13 protein-coding genes and 1 pseudogene are annotated in these 14642 nt (G+C 60.9%); 7 read left to right on the top strand and 7 right to left on the bottom strand.

Going from position 1 to position 14642, the window contains the following annotated elements:
- Window positions 1-223 precede the first annotated feature (223 nt).
- The 4 genes and pseudogenes from FHW94_RS18505 (at window position 224) to FHW94_RS18490 (ending at window position 2970) form a co-directional block, all read left to right on the top strand.
- Window positions 224-571 (top strand): transposase, encoded by a 348-nt coding sequence (locus tag FHW94_RS18505; protein ID WP_168557281.1) that lies wholly within the window; start codon window positions 224-226, stop codon window positions 569-571.
- A gap of 44 nt (window positions 572-615) precedes the next feature.
- Window positions 616-915: an IS66 family insertion sequence element accessory protein TnpB gene (tnpB, locus tag FHW94_RS23405; protein ID WP_246866245.1), complete on the top strand. Its 300-nt coding sequence runs from the start codon at window positions 616-618 to the stop codon at window positions 913-915.
- A pseudogene (locus FHW94_RS18495) lies at window positions 849-2397 on the top strand (IS66 family transposase); the annotation flags it as partial. The gene tnpB and the pseudogene FHW94_RS18495, both read left to right, overlap by 67 nt.
- A 120-nt stretch (window positions 2398-2517) precedes the next feature.
- A complete protein-coding gene (locus tag FHW94_RS18490) occupies window positions 2518-2970 on the top strand; it encodes a hypothetical protein (protein ID WP_168557280.1) in 453 nt (150 codons plus the stop codon).
- A gap of 189 nt (window positions 2971-3159) precedes the next feature.
- Here FHW94_RS18490 and FHW94_RS18485 read toward each other — a convergent pair whose 3' ends face one another.
- Genes FHW94_RS18485 through FHW94_RS18475 form a run of 3 tightly spaced genes read right to left on the bottom strand, consistent with a single transcriptional unit; the run spans window position 3160 to window position 5959 of the window.
- A complete protein-coding gene (locus tag FHW94_RS18485; RefSeq protein WP_168557279.1) occupies window positions 3160-4143 on the bottom strand; it encodes an NAD(P)H-quinone oxidoreductase in 984 nt (327 codons plus the stop codon).
- Window positions 4140-4478: a carboxymuconolactone decarboxylase family protein gene (locus FHW94_RS18480; RefSeq protein WP_168557278.1), complete on the bottom strand. Its 339-nt coding sequence runs from the start codon at window positions 4476-4478 to the stop codon at window positions 4140-4142. Before FHW94_RS18480 ends, FHW94_RS18485 begins: the two co-directional genes overlap by 4 nt.
- Window positions 4479-4501: 23 nt before the next feature.
- The gene (locus tag FHW94_RS18475) at window positions 4502-5959 is read right to left on the bottom strand and encodes an NAD-dependent succinate-semialdehyde dehydrogenase (protein ID WP_168557277.1); all 1458 of its coding nucleotides are present in this window, start codon (window positions 5957-5959) and stop codon (window positions 4502-4504) included.
- 130 nt (window positions 5960-6089) lie between these two features.
- Between FHW94_RS18475 and FHW94_RS18470 the strand changes: the two genes are divergently transcribed.
- Window positions 6090-7088 carry a LysR family transcriptional regulator gene (locus FHW94_RS18470; protein WP_168557276.1) on the top strand — a complete coding sequence of 333 codons (999 nt, stop codon included), beginning with the start codon at window positions 6090-6092 and terminating at the stop codon, window positions 7086-7088.
- A 137-nt stretch (window positions 7089-7225) separates the two neighbouring features.
- Here the strand turns inward: FHW94_RS18470 and FHW94_RS18465 are convergent, their stop codons facing one another.
- The gene (locus tag FHW94_RS18465) at window positions 7226-8239 is read right to left on the bottom strand and encodes a nucleoside hydrolase (protein ID WP_168557275.1); all 1014 of its coding nucleotides are present in this window, start codon (window positions 8237-8239) and stop codon (window positions 7226-7228) included.
- Between the two features lie 245 nt (window positions 8240-8484).
- Window positions 8485-9372 carry a LysR family transcriptional regulator gene (locus FHW94_RS18460; protein ID WP_168557274.1) on the bottom strand — a complete coding sequence of 296 codons (888 nt, stop codon included), beginning with the start codon at window positions 9370-9372 and terminating at the stop codon, window positions 8485-8487.
- Between the two features lie 105 nt (window positions 9373-9477).
- Here FHW94_RS18460 and FHW94_RS18455 point away from each other — a divergent pair, with 105 nt between their 5' ends.
- Window positions 9478-10320 carry an oxidoreductase gene (locus FHW94_RS18455; RefSeq protein WP_168557273.1) on the top strand — a complete coding sequence of 281 codons (843 nt, stop codon included), beginning with the start codon at window positions 9478-9480 and terminating at the stop codon, window positions 10318-10320.
- Here the strand turns inward: FHW94_RS18455 and FHW94_RS18450 are convergent.
- Window positions 10313-10504: a hypothetical protein gene (locus FHW94_RS18450; protein ID WP_168557272.1), complete on the bottom strand. Its 192-nt coding sequence runs from the start codon at window positions 10502-10504 to the stop codon at window positions 10313-10315. The two genes, FHW94_RS18455 and FHW94_RS18450, sit on opposite strands and share 8 nt — an antisense overlap.
- A gap of 24 nt (window positions 10505-10528) precedes the next feature.
- Window positions 10529-11206, bottom strand: coding sequence for a hypothetical protein (locus tag FHW94_RS18445; RefSeq protein ID WP_168557271.1), 678 nt, complete (start codon window positions 11204-11206; stop codon window positions 10529-10531).
- Between the two features lie 364 nt (window positions 11207-11570).
- On the opposite strand from FHW94_RS18445, the gene FHW94_RS18440 reads away from it, so the two are divergent.
- Entirely contained in the window at window positions 11571-14585 is a 3015-nt protein-coding gene (locus FHW94_RS18440; RefSeq protein ID WP_168557270.1) for a PAS domain S-box protein, read from the top strand.
- Window positions 14586-14642: the final 57 nt, after the last annotated feature.

Raw genomic sequence — 14642 nt, 5'->3', positions numbered from 1 at the left:
GCAGAGACCCTCGCCAAACTCGCCAACGGACATCCAGCCAACGCCGTCGGAGAGCTCATGCCCTGGACCGCCGTGGCCTGAGCACATCGCTTACGAAAACACTCACATTTCTCTCGGAAAACTGCCGTTTTTGGAGGACGTATCCATCCGGCATGACCCGCCTTGTCCGGAGCTGAGCGAGCGCTCTTAAGGACGCTCTTGAGAGCGCACTCAGGAGCGGTTGATGCGGCAGATTACGGTTATGCACGAGCCAGAGCGTCGTCGGCGATGGATCGACGAGGAACGGCTGCGGATTTTGGCGGAGGCCGCAGCGCCAGGGGCTTGCGTTGCTGACGTTGCCCGTCGGCACGATATTTCGACGGCACGGATCTATACCTGGCGGCACAAGTTGCGCCAACAGATCGCAGGGCCGCAGTTCGCTGAGGCTGTGGTCGATGCTGACAACGTCGATGTTCCGATTTCGGAACCGTCGCCCGCCGTCGTGGTGGAACTGGGCAACAAGATGCGCATGACGGTCTTCCCGTGTGCGGCGGCGGCGCTGGTCGAAGCAACGTTGAAGGCGCTGCGGTGATCCCATCGACGGCGCGGGTGTGGATTGCGATGGGGCACACGGACATGCGCAAAGGCATGCAGGGCCTCGCGTTGCTGGTGCAGCAAGGCCTCCAGCGCAATCCCCATGGCGGTGACCTTTTCGTGTTCCCCGGACGCGCTGGCGCGCTGGTCAAAATCATCTGGCACGATGGCGTCGGCATGTCGCTCTATGCCAAGCGATTGGAGAAAGGTCGCTTCATCTGGCCATCGGCCAAGGATGGTATGGTGCAACGCACAAGGCCGATCTTGCCACCCAGCGTGCCGCCGATGCTGAGGCGCGTCTCGCCAATGCGCAATCCCGGGCCAGCGCCACCGAAGCGGTGATCGCGCACCTCAAGTTGCAGATCGCCAAGCTGCGGCGCGAGCAATATGGCCCCAGCGCCGAACGCACGCGGCGGCTGCTTGACCAGATGGAACTGCAACTCGGCGACCTGGAAGCCGACGCAGCCGAGGACATGCTGATCGCGGTAGCCACGGCAGAAAAGGCGACTTCGGTCTCTGCCTTCGACCGCAAGCGCCCTTCGCGCAAGCCGTTCCCCGAACATCTGCCGCTCGAGCGTGTCGTCGTTCCGGCACCATGCACATGCCCGGCATGCGGCGGCGGCTGGTTGTCAAAGCTGGGCGAAGATGTGACCGAGACGTTGGAAGTGATCCCGCGGTCGTGGAAGGTCATCCAGACGGTACGGGAGAAATTCTCGTGCCGGGATTGCAAGGCCATCACACAGCCGCCCGCATCATTCCATGTGGTGCCGCGTGGCCGGGCCCAGCTTTCTAGCCATGGTGCTGTTCGAGAAGTATGGCCAGCACCAGCCTCTCAACCGGCAGGCCGAGCGCTTCGCGCGTGAAGGCGTGCCGCTCAGCGTATCAACGCTGGCCGATCAGGTTGGTGCGGCATGTTTCGCGTTGATGCCGATCTTCAAGCTGATCGAGGCGCACGTCTTTGCCGCCGAGCGCCTGCATGGCGACGACACCACTGTGCCGGTCATAGCCAAGGGCAAGACCGATACCGGCCGACTATGGAACTATGTGCGCGATGATCGCCCGTTTGGCGGTGCTGATCCCCCGGCCGTGGTGTTCCGCTATTCGCGCGATCGGCGTGGCGAGCATCCTCAGGCACATCTGGCGACCTGGTCAGGCATTCTGCAGGCCGATGCCTTTGCCGGCTATAATGAGCTGTATGCAGCCGACCGCCAGGCGGGCCTGATCCTTGAGGCGGGTTGCTTTGCGCACGCCCGGCGCAAATTCTTCGAGCTGGCTGATGTGGAAGGTACGGCGCGCAAGAAAAGTCGTGGCGAGAAGACCGGCCAGATCTACCCGATCGCGCTGGAGGCGGTGCAACGGCTCGACGCGCTGTTCGAGATCGAGCGGAGCATCAACGGCAAGACGCCCGAGGAGCGCCTTGCCGTTCGCCGGGAACTGAGCAAGCCGCTGATAGACGAACTGCACACCTGGCTAACGGAGCAATTGGCAAAGCTTTCGCGCCATCATGATCTGGCCAAGGCGATCAACTACATGCTGCGGCGCTGGGATGCCTTCACCCGGTTCCTCACCGATGGCCGCGTTTGCCTGACCAACAACGCCGCCGAACGGGCGTTGCGCTGTGTGCCCTTGGGCAGGAAGGCATGGCTGTTCTGCGGTTCGGATCGCGGCGGACAACGTATTGCTATCGTTTATTCACTGATCCAGACTTGTCGGCTCAACGATGTCGATCCGCAGGCGTGGCTCGCCGATGTGCTGAGCCGGATTGCAGAATGTCCGGTTAGCAGGCTCGGCGATCTGCTGCCCTGGAATTGGCAACCTCGATAGACTTGATGTCGGACTGCACTTCTATAGCTGTGAAACTGCCGCTCTGGTCGACAACATTGTAGTCATTACGATCGGGCGATATGTTCCATCCCCATGAGACTGCCATGGCAAAGAACGGATATGTCCGAAGCGCTTCTGATCCAGGGAGCGACTGCGATTGCGAGGGACTGGGAGTATTCGGACGAACGTAAAGTTGAAGGTCTTCGCCGGCAGGGCTTTTCTGAAGGAGAGGCCCTGCGATTGGTCGCATTGCTGCCGCTTGCCTTCAGTCGCGCGGTTTTGGAGAAGTTAGGCGTCAGACATTTTGTTCATCAAATCAATGTGATAAGATCGGACGGTTCAATCCTGATAGCAGATTTGAAACGGCAGCCCGAATATATTGGCGGTTTGAAATTGGCTCGGCGCCACTGCGCACATGGCCGAATGGATCATGAGATATTCAAGCTCATTGTAAGCAGCAGCGCGGATATTGATGCGGTCAGCAAAGCGCTTAATGCCGGCGCTGACATTAAGGGGGCAACGATAGCCTCATCATTGCTCGGAACTGACATCGCCTCGCACCTCCTCAAGTGAGGATGTCAGTTCCCCCTGCAACGCAGATCGACAGCACGCCTCCGATAGCGGCCTTCACCGGATGGCTACGCGAAACCCCTAGCCGGGCTCCTACGCGCTGACGGCATCTATAGCCATCGCAATGCAAACGGGCGAAGGAGGACTCGGGACCGGCGCAGCGAACACCGGTCCCCTTCTGCCGTCATCAAGTCACGACATCCGTAGAATGATCTTGCCGAAGCTGGCGCCGGTTTCCATCCGGCGATGGGCTTCGGGAGCCTGCTCGAGAGAGAAGCTGCTGTCGATCACGGGGCGGATTGAACCATCGGCGAAATGCCCCAGCCATGCCTCGCCAAAGCGTTGGACCATGGCATGTTTCACCGCCTGATCGCGCGACTTCATCACTGTGCCGATGATGCGCAGATGCCGGTAGAGCAGGAGATCAAGCGGCAGTTTTGCATCCGCTACGCCGCCCATGATGCCCACCTGAACCAAGCGTCCACCATAATTCATCGAGCGGATATTGCGCTCCAGATTGGGCGCGCCGATGAAATCGACGATCACATCCACCCCGCGCCCTTGCGTGGCTTCGGCCACGATCTGGGCAAAATCCTGGGTCTTGTAATCCACGCCGACATCGCCGCCGATAGCTTTCACCTTGTCGATCCGGTCGCCCGGCGCAGTGAAAATCACCTGACCCCCGCGCGCCTTGGCCAATTGCACGGCAGCCGAGCCAACCCCGCCCGAAGCCGCATGGATGAGCGCCCACTCGCCAGGTCGCAACTGCGCCAGATGCATCAGCGCCTCATGGGCGGTAACGAAGACCTCCATGATGCCTGCCGCCTCGACCAGATCCAGATTGTTGGGCACGGGCAGCGCCATGCGGTAATCGATGCGCGCCAGTTGCGCATAAGCGCCGCCGCCCGTGATGCCCATGACCCGGTCACCCACCTTGTAGCCGGGCACATCGCGGCCCACGGCCACAACCTCACCGGCCATTTCAAGGCCAATCAGGGGCGAGTCCCCGAAATCGGCCCAGCCATAAAAGCCGGTGCGAAAGCTGAGGTCGGCTCGGTTGATCCCCGCGGCTGCCACTTTGACCAGCAGATCGGTGGGGCGCAGCGCAGGATCGGGCACCTCGCGGATCTGCAGTACATCGGCATCGCCGAAAGCGTCGAACTGGATGGCTTTCACTGGACCTCTCCCTGCTGGGCGCCAAGCGTGGCGGCGGCGATGGCCGAGGCCGTGATGGCAGCCGGAAAACCGGCGTAGAACGACAAGTGCGTGATGAGCGCCCCCAGTTCCTCTTTGGTCACGCCATTTTCAACAGCGCGCTTGAGGTGGGCGGGAAGCTCATGCTCGGCGTGAAGCGTGATGAGTGCGGCAACGGTGGCAAGACTGCGATCCCGCGTCGAAAGCGTGGGATCATTCCACACCTGGGAATACAGCGGCTGTTCGACGAATTGCGTCAACAAAGGGGTGAAGGCGCGGGCAGCCTCGCGCGGGCTGGTGAAATCGATGGCGGACATGGGGTATCTCCTGGAAAATCGTGTCAGATCTGGCTGATGAATTTGGTCACGAGGTAATTGTCGATGCCTTCCTCGCCGCCTTCCGAGCCGTAGCCGCTTTCCTTGAAACCGCCGAAGGGCAGTTCGGAAACGATCATGCTGAAGTGGTTGATGCCGATCATCCCGGCTTCCAGTTCGTCCCCGGCGCGGATTGCGGTCCTGGCGTCCTGCGTGAAGACATAGCCGCCCAGAGCATAAGGGAGGCGATTGGCCTCCTTCATGCCATTTTCAAAGGTGTCGAACGGACGGATGATGGCGATTGGGCCGAAGGGCTCTTCCTGCATCACGCGGGCATCCAGTGGCACATCGGTCAGAACGGTGGGCTCGAAGAAGAAGCCGGGGCCGGGGATGGGCTTGCCGCCGGTCAGGATGCGAGCGCCGCGCGCCACGGCATCGTCGATCAGCGACTGGGTTTTCTCGACCTGCCTCGGATTGGAGAGCGGGCCGACCTGCGTGGCCGGGTCATGCCCACTGCCGACCTTGAGCGCCTGCGTTGCCGCCACGAATTTCTCAGTGAAAGTGTCAAGGCTTTCGCTCTGGACCAGAAAGCGCGTGGAAGAGATGCAGATTTGCCCTGTGCCGCGGAAGCGGTTGGCCGCGCCCAGCCGTGCCGCCGCATCCAGATCGGCATCGTTGAAGACCAGCACCGGCCCGTGCCCGCCCAGTTCCAGCGTGATGGGCTTCACCCCCTGCGCTGCTTGGGCTGCCAGCAAGCGGCCAACGGGCACCGAACCGGTAAAGGTCACCTTGCGGATGATGGGGGAGGCGATCAGATGCGCGCTGATATCGGCCGGCACGCCAAAGAGGATCTGCACCACGCCCTTGGGCAAGCCTGCATCTTCCAATGCTCGGCCGATGGCGAGAGCCGTGGCGGGGCATTCCTCGCCCGGCTTGATGATGACCGAGCACCCCGCCGCCAGAGCCGCGGCCAGCTTGCGTGCCGGGGTGATGGCCGGGAAATTCCAGGGGGTGAAGGCGGCGACCGGGCCGATCGGCTGGCGCTTTACGATCTGCTGCACTTCGGGCCGGCGCGAGGGGACCACGCGGCCATAGGCGCGCTTGCCCTGTTCGGCGAACCACTCGAAATAGTCGGCGGCGCTGGCCACTTCATATTTGGCCTCGCTCAGTGCCTTGCCCTGTTCGGTGGTCATCAGCCATTCGATGTGGGTCGCGCGCTGGCGGATCAGTTCGGCGGCGCGCTTGAGCACCTTGGCGCGGTCATAGGCGGGGGTGCCGCTCCACAGTTTAAAGGCGCGCTGCGTGGCGGCCAGCGCCCGTTCTACATCGTCATGCGTGGCATGGGGCACGCGGCCCACCACGCAGCCATTGGCCGGATTGATCACGGCCGAGGTGTCGCGGTTGCCCGCCTCCACCCATTCGCCGTCGATAAACAGATACAGGTCATCGAACCGGTCCGTGACCGGATTTGCCAGAGCATGCATGGATTGTCTCCTTGGGGGGCGGGGCCTTGGCCCCGCGGTACCGTCCTGCGGTGTGCCTCTGCATCTATGCCCCGCGCGCTTTTTCGATAATCCATTGCCTGCTCGAAACGCCTGTGCGAAAATCGCAAAGGTGAAAGATCCTCGCTTTGCCGAACACCTCTCCGTCTTTGTCGATGTCGTGCGGGCGGGCAGCTTCTCGGCTGCCGCGCGACGACGCAACGTCACGCCATCTGCCATTGTACGACAGATCGATGCGCTGGAAGCCGGACTAGGTACGGCTGTCTTCGTTCGATCAACCCGCGCGCTGGCTTTGACCGATGCAGGGCGCGTGGTGTTCGAGCGCGGTCAACCGATCCTGGATGAACTGGTCGATCTGCGGGCGGAAGTGCTGGGCCTCGACGATGCGGTGACCGGCATTCTCCGGCTTGCCTGCTTCCCCACGTTTGGCAAACGCTATGTCATCCCCGTCGCCCACGCGCTGATGGAGCGGCATCCCGATTTCAGCATCGAGTTGGACCTGACCGAGCGACTGGCCGATCCGGTGATGGAGCGCCTGGATGCGGTGATCCGCATCGGCCATCTGGCTGACAGTACGCTGATTTCTAGCAAGATCGCGTCTGACCGCCGCCTGTTGGTGGCTCATCCGGCCTATCTGGCACGGCACGGCGTGCCAGCCCATGAGGAGCTTTGCGAACACCGCCTGATCGATAAGCTGCACGGTCCCGATCTGCTGGGCTGGCGGCATGTTCTGGGGCGCACCACGGCAGAGTTGCCTAGCTCACGCACTGTTTTCCGTTGCGATGATTTCGAGGCGCTGCGTCAGGCGGCGTTCCGGGGGATTGGCATCGCCCTGTTGCCCGAATGGGTGATTGGGCCGGATGTGCGCGCTGGGTTGCTGCAAAAGCTGCCTCAAGATGTGAAGCCACCGGAAGGCGATGCCGGCATTTATGTGCTGCGCGCCTTGCCCAAGGCCAGCACCAGACTGGCTACCTTCATGACGGCGCTGCGCGCCCACATCGGTTCGCCGCCGGTCTGGGCCCATGACCATCAGCCGACCGAGGCGCAACTAGCGGCAGTACCTTCGTTGGCGCCCGCGCCCGCCCTGCTTGAATTGCCAACCACCGCATGATCATCTGCTCAGCGGGATGGCATGCAGATCATTGGTGACGAAATGGAGCAGAGTTTCCGTCACTTTTAAACCCGGTAGGCAAATGACCGGCTCCGACGCAGGGAACACGGCTGGAAGCGACTGGTCTTGGGGCGGAACTACCCGTTCGCTCTAAAACGGCTAATCATATCGCGAAATGTAAGGCCTGCATCCACCATTGTGTAAACCCGCATCGGGCGGGTGCCGTCCTGATTGTGATAGGAGCCGTCAGCCTGCAATATCGGCGTCGGTTTAAGAATATAGTGGCTGGAGGATGGATCCGGCTGAAGCGGCGACATGAGGGCGGTGAGCGTAACTAGCGGGCTGTCACCGAGGACATAAACATCACTCATCGGCATGGCAGGAAAACCGGGAATTTTGGTAAGATTAACTTCCATCTCGTCCAATTGCTGGCTAAGAAAACGGCCAATCTTGCAGCTTTTAGATAAATCTGACAGTTCGGCGGTTGACATCAGAAACTGCCGATAGGCATCGCGCGGGACCTGCCAAATATCGATATCGGATTCATTAAAGATCACCTGCGCGGCAATGGGGTCGACCGAAAAATTGAACTCAGCCTCGTATGGGCCAGGTGGTGGATTGGAAAGACCTGGGTGTTCGTTGCCGCCGATCCACGCCAATTTGATCCTTTTGCCGATTTTGGGTTCGGTCAACCAAGCAATCGCCAGTTCAGTCAGGCTGGCTCCCGCGGCGTAGAACAATGGCTCGCTCGCGTCTTCGCGCATCGCCTCGCGAATGATTGCGGCGGTGGCGGGGGTCGGTTTCCATTCAGTTCGTGCCGAAATCGGCAATTCTGCGCCGCCAATCAGGCGGGGCGAGGGGCCCTGATGGACGATGTCGAGCACTTGCTGCACTTTCTTCACGCCATTCCCGGCCGAAGATGGCCCGCCGAATTTGACCGGAAGATGCGAACTTACAATCAGCGGAATATGCACTGATGGGCTAAGGAGATGATGTGCCAATTGAAACAGGCCATCGGGATCGCCAGCAAAATCATTGTCGATGATCACACGCGCTGACACGCGCTTGGTTACGCTCGCCAATGTCGCTGCCGGTTTGACGACGAAAAGCCCCATGGCAGTCGTGGCCAGAAAACAGCGGCGATCGATCATGGCAATTCTCTCCATTTTTTGGTGCCGGGATGCTGAAAATCATCTCGGCTGCTCAAAAGCATGCGCCTAAGCGATATTCATGCCTGAACACAATCAGGCACGTAGACTTTTATCCGCGTGAATTTAATCCTGCTTGGGAAGGGCCGATCTTAAGCAGTGAACCAATGAAATAAGGACAGATTCGGCCCGATGTTTCGTCGTCTTTTCGCCGGTTTCTCTGGGCAACATCTTGCCGGTCCGTGTGCTCACTGCTCGCTGCAAAAGTCGATGAAAGCGCGCACTGCCGCTGGGAGCTGGCGGCGGCTGGGATAATAGAGGTGAAAGCCGTTGTACGGTGGACACCAATCTTCCAGCACGCGCATGAGGCGCCCTGCGGCGACCAGATCGGCCACTTGCCCCTCGAAGGCATAAGCCAGGCCCACGCCGTCCAGCGCAGCCTCGATCATCAGCGACTGGTCGTTCATTGAAAGCGGGCCGTCGACCTCGACTGCCAGGTCAATGCCGTTCCGCTCAAATTCCCACGCATAATAGCGACCGCTCTCGAAGCGCAACCGGATGCAGGGCAGCGTCTTGAGATCCTGTGGATGCAGGGGCACCCGATGACGAGCCAAAAAGTCCGGCGAGGCGACCACGGCCGATCGTTGGCGCGGTCCGATCGGCACGGCGATCATGCCCTGCGCGATGGTTTCGCCAAAGCGGACCCCGGCATCGAAACCGCCCGACACCAGATCGATCAATCCGTTGCTGATCACGATGTCGACCCGGACCTGGGGATAGGCCGCAACGAAACGACTGACTATCGGGCGCAGCACCATCTCGGCTGAAGAGCGCGCGGCATTGATTCTGAGCGTGCCGGTGGGCGTGCCCCGAAAATTGTTGAGATCGTCCAGCGCGTCATCAATGTCCCGAAACGCCGGGGCGACGCGGGCGTATAGCTGTGCGCCAGCCTCGGTCAGAGTAACGCTGCGCGTGGTGCGGTTGAACAATCGTAGGTCCAGCCGTTCCTCCAGTGCGCGCAAGGCATGGCTAAGGGCCGAAGGTGTGCAGCCGGTTTCATCGGCGGCACGGCGAAAGCTGCCATGGCGCGCAATAGCGAGGAAGCTCGCGAGGTTGCTGGGGCAAATGGTGTTCATTACTGAACAATGCTCATGATCAAGAGGAAAATCCAGTAGATTATCTCACCTGTTGGCAGGCGCTAGAGCCGAGTCACAGCAATAAGCGCGGATTGGAGTCTTCTCATGCGCACATGGTTCATCACAGGCGTCAGCAGCGGTTTCGGTAAAGCCATCGCGGTAGCTGCTCTGGCCGCAGGCGACACGGTAGCGGGCAGCTTGCGCCGGATCGAAGACTGCGCGGCTTTCGAGGCGCTGGCACCGGGGCAAGCGCTTGGCATCCTGCTGGACGTCACGCAGGATGACGCGATCCAGCCCGCCGTTCAGCGTATCCAGCGGGAGATCGGTCCGATCGATATTCTCGTCAACAATGCGGGGTATGGCCATGAGGGGCTGGTCGAGGAATCGAGCCTCGATGATCTACGGCGCCAGTTCGACGTCAATGTTTTCGGCGCGGTGGCCGTGATCAAGGCCGTGTTGCCGCAAATGCGTGAACGGCGGCGCGGGCACATACTGAACATAACCTCGATGGGCGGCATGATGACCCTGCCGGGGCTGGCATACTATCATGGCAGCAAATTTGCGCTGGAGGGTATTTCGGAAAGTCTGGGCAAAGAGGTGAAACATCTGGGCATCCATGTCACCGCGGTGGAGCCGGGGTCGTTTCGTACAGACTGGGCTGGTCGTTCAATGGTGCGCTCGCCGCGCTCTATTGCCGATTACGACCAGCTGATGGATCCCATCCGCCAGCGGCGCGAAGCTCTCAGTGGCCATCAGGCTGGCGATCCGGCCCTTTTGGCGGCGGCCATCATCAGGCTTGTTGCCGCACAGGATCCGCCTGCGCATCTGCTGCTCGGCTCGGACGCGTTGCGCCTTGTGTCGGAAAAACTGGCCGATCTGCAGGCGGAGTTTTCCGCTTGGCGATCGGTGACGGAATCGACCGATTTCCCAGTGCCAAGCGTCAGTTGACCACGGGAAAAGCTTTGGCTGAAGGCTCTGTGAAAGATGGATTTACGCTGGTCGTGCTGTCGATCAGGACAGTCAGGTGCAGATTATCGAGGCTGGGCACAGCTGACGGCGCGCGCGCGACAAGGGGCAGCGGCACCAGCGATGCTCCAGTGGCGGCCAGAAGAGTGCGGCGGCTCATGTACATGGCATTCTCCTCCAGCGCAAAAATTCAGCGCCGGGTCTGCTCCTGATCGGCTGAAAGCTGCCGGGCGCACAAACCCTGCGGCTGCCAGGTCTGTGTCAGGGTAGTGGCAGGTTGGGCGGCATCGTGCAGAATCAGAGCGAAGCCTTGCCGGGGCAGTTTGCCGATCGCCATCAGTAGCATCGGCGGCCCGGCCTTGATCAGTAGACTGTTGCCGGGGCCTCGGCCGATCTGGACGCCATCGGGGGTTTCGAGGCAAGTGTCGCCAGCTACGGCATAAAACGCTTCGGGTCCGGAGTGGACGTGCAGCGGCGCCGTGGCGCCGGGCTTGAATACTGACCTGAGATAGTCGGCAGAGTAGGTTGCGGCGGCGGCAAGGGGTAGGGGGCCGATCTCGGCCATGTGCTTACCGCCTTTTGGGCGCCATCCGGCATGCTGTAGCGTGAAAAGCCAGACCGATCCGAATGCTTTGGTCACTGTGCTGGTCGCGCTGGCGGCGTGCTCAGCATCGGCCAGCGACGGGAAAGTGTCCAAATGCCAAAACAGGGGGCCGGGCGGCAGAGACGGCAAAGGCGTGTGAACCAGCAGGCATGCAGGCCCTGGGGTCTCGATGGTATCGCATGGCCGCGTCGTCGCCTGCGCCCAGGCCGGCGTCGTCAGGCTGATCGCGGCCATAAAGGCGGCACACACAAGCGTCCTGCGCATCACGCCCTCCGTCGTAGCGGTCGGAGCGGCACTTATGCCCATTTCCAGCAACGGCATCAATCGACATGAGCATGGTTGGCCAACCAGATCCGTGGACGCCGCCAGCCGGTACCGGCAAATGCCGCCCATTTCAGGCAATTGCGCGCCACGCGTTTAGTTGTCCGGTCATGCCGAAATCCGCCCTTGTCTTGTGCGCGAGCATTCAATCAGTCTAAATTTCTGATTTCCGTCGATATTCGGGCTGGCCTGCGACTTGGGCAGCGAATGCGTTCATTGCATTGCTCAATGTGTCGCTGCGCGACGACCTTGTTTGAACTTCTGCGCATATGATAGGTTCGCAAAATGAACATCTTGGCTATCGGCAATGCGCTTCATGACCAGCGATAGGGAACTGGCAGGCGCCCAGCCACGCCTCATTGGCGGCGGCGAGGCCGGCGATCTCATCCGAAGCAAGGATTGGGGGGCAACGCCGCTGGGGCCGATCGCTGCGTGGCCGGTCGAGCTGGTTGCGAACTGCCAGACCGTGTTGTCTTCGGCGGTCCCCATGGTCGTGCTTTGGGGTACTGAGGGCATTCTGCTCTACAACGACGGTTACGCAGCGATCTGTGGCCCTCGCCATCCGGCTGCCATGGGCGGCAAGCTGTTGGAGGTCTGGCCAGAGGCGCGAGAGTTCAACGCCCGGGTGATCGAAGCTGGCTTGAGAGGAGAGGCGCTTAGCTTTCACAGGCAGGAATTGGAGCTGTGGAGGAATGGGCAGCCGGAAAGGGTCTGGATGGACCTTGAGTATCTGCCGATCCGTGACAGCGAAGGCTGTCCAATCGGGTCACTGGCGATGGTATTCGACATTACCGAGCGTGTGCTCGCTGAGCGGCGGCTCGCGCAGAGCGAGGAACTCTATCGCTTCCTCGACAGGCTCGGCCAGACTGTTGCGGGATTGCAGGATGCCGACGACGTGCTTTCGGTCACCATGAAGATGGTCGCCGCGCATCTCAAAGCGTCGAACTGTGCCTATGCCGACATGGATGCGGATGAGGACGGCTTCACCATCAGAGGCGATTGGCACGCTCCCGGCTCGCCCTCGATCGTGGGACATTACAGCCTGGCGGATTTCGGGCGCCTTGCAGTGCAGCAGCTGACAGCCGGCCGGCCGCTCATCATCAACGATAATCTTACGGAAATCGCCCCGTCGGAAGCCAAGACATTTCAGGATATCGGCATCGCCGCAACTGTCTGCATGCCGCTTGTGAAGAACGGTCAACTCACGGCGCTGATGGCCATCCACGACAAAATGCCGCGTCGCTGGAGCGACTATGATCTGACGGTTATCCGCGAAGTCACCGACCGATCATGGGCCCACGTCGAGCGGGTGGGGGCCGAAGCCAATCTCCGTGCCCGTGAAGAGCAGCTCAGGTTGGCGATCGAAGCGGCCGAAATCGGTCTATGGGATGTCGACGAGGTCGCTGGTACGTTGTTTTGGCCGCCGCGCGTGAAGGCTATGTTCGGCATCTCCCCGGACGTCCCGGTTTCTCTGGCAGACTTCTATGCCGGCCTGCACCCCGACGATTTCGAAGCGACTGCCGCGGCTTTTGCGGCGGCGGCAGACCCCGAGCGGCAGGCCGTCTACGAGGTCGAATATCGCACGATCGGCAAAGAAGACGGCGTTGAACGCTGGGTTGCGGCAAAGGGGCGCGGCGTATTCGAGGACGGGCGTTGCCTGCGGCTCATCGGCACGGCGATCGACATCACCCACCGAAAGCACGTCGAGGCTCAACTGCGCGACTTGAATGAAACCTTGGAACAGAGAGTGGCGGCGGCGCTCGCGGAGCGAAAGCTGCTCGCCGATGTTGTGGATGGCACAGATATCTTCGTGCAGGTTGTCGATCGCAATTACAATTGGCTCGCTATAAACACGGCTGCCGCAGCTGAATTCGCCCGCATTTTCGGGGTACGGCAGCCCCAGGCCGGCGACAACATGCTGGCCGTGTTGCAAGGGCACGCAGAACATCAAGCAGCCGTACGGGAGGTATGGTCCCGCGCACTCGGGGGCGAGGAATTTATCGAGACAGACGCTTTCGGCGACCTGTCCATCGATCGCCGTTCTTATGAGATGCGTTTCCGCAGCCTTCGCGACTCTGACGGGCATGTGATCGGCGCCTACCAGTTTGTCTCGGACGTGACCGAACGGCTGCGTGAACAGCAACGATTGCAGAGAGCGGAGGCGGCGCTTGCCCAGGCCCAGAAAATGGAGGCTGTCGGACAGCTCACCGGCGGGATCGCGCACGACTTCAACAACCTGCTTCAGGGCGTTACGGGTTGCCTCGATCTCATTCGCCGCAAGTCGGGCGATCAGGACCGGGTGCAGCGATGGGCTGATGCGGGACTGAAAGCGGCAGAGCGCGGGTCCAGGCTCACGGGCCAGCTCCTGGCATTCAGCAGGGCACAGAAGATCGAACTGAAGCCCGTGCCGCTTTCCGATCTGATCACGAATTTCCGCGAGATGATCGATCGGACCATTGGCGCCCACATCACAGTGCGCCTCGACCTCGGCGCGGACGGCGTTCGGGTTTTGGGTGACGATGTCCAAATCGAAATGGCGGTGTTGAACCTTGCGCTCAACGCGCGGGACGCAATGCCCGAGGGTGGCGAACTGACAATCAGCACGCGATCGATCCGCATGGAGCGCGACCGAGAGCTGGACGACGGTGACTATATCGAACTTGCAGTGCGTGACACCGGCACGGGTATGCCGCCTGAGATCGTTACGCGCGCCTTCGACCCTTTTTTCACGACCAAAGGCATAGGCAAGGGAACAGGGCTGGGGCTCAGCCAAGTCTACGGCGCGATGCGTCAAGGCGGCGGAACTGTTCGTATCGAAAGCGCGCCGGGCAAGGGCACGACGGTTCGGCTGTTCTTCCGGCAAACGGATAATTCCGAGAAGGTAGAAAGTTCGACAACCCGCTCGGTAATCACAGCGGGCGTTTCGGCTCAAGTCCTTGTCATCGACGATGATGCCGACGTGCGACATTTCGTTGCCGAATGTCTGGAGACTCTCGGCTTTGCCGTCACTTTGGCGGAAGATGGCGCCGCGGGTCTGGCAGAACTGCAGCGATCCGAGCCAGACGTCATCATTTTGGATTTTGCGATGCCTGGTCTGAATGGCGCCGAAGTTGCCAAGCGGGTGAAAGACATCCGGCCGGCGTTGCCCATTATCTTTGCGACTGGCTATGCCGAAAGCACCGCGCTAGCGCAGGTTTTCGATGGACCCGCGCCACTGCTCAGAAAACCTTTCCAGATTGACGAACTTGAGCGCGTGCTGATCGCAACTCTTCAGCACCGCGCTCAGGCGGATCTCGCGCAATCTAGGTCACGACCTAGCTAGAGCAAGAGCGTCTGCTCGATGAGATTTGGCCAATTACTGGCGACAATCCCGGATACC

The sequence above is a fragment of the Novosphingobium sp. SG720 genome (assembly GCF_012275365.1).
GTDB classification, from domain to species: domain Bacteria; phylum Pseudomonadota; class Alphaproteobacteria; order Sphingomonadales; family Sphingomonadaceae; genus Novosphingobium; species Novosphingobium rhizosphaerae.
Note: the sequence above shows the minus strand (reverse complement) of the source record. Positions and strands in the feature narration are given on the sequence as shown.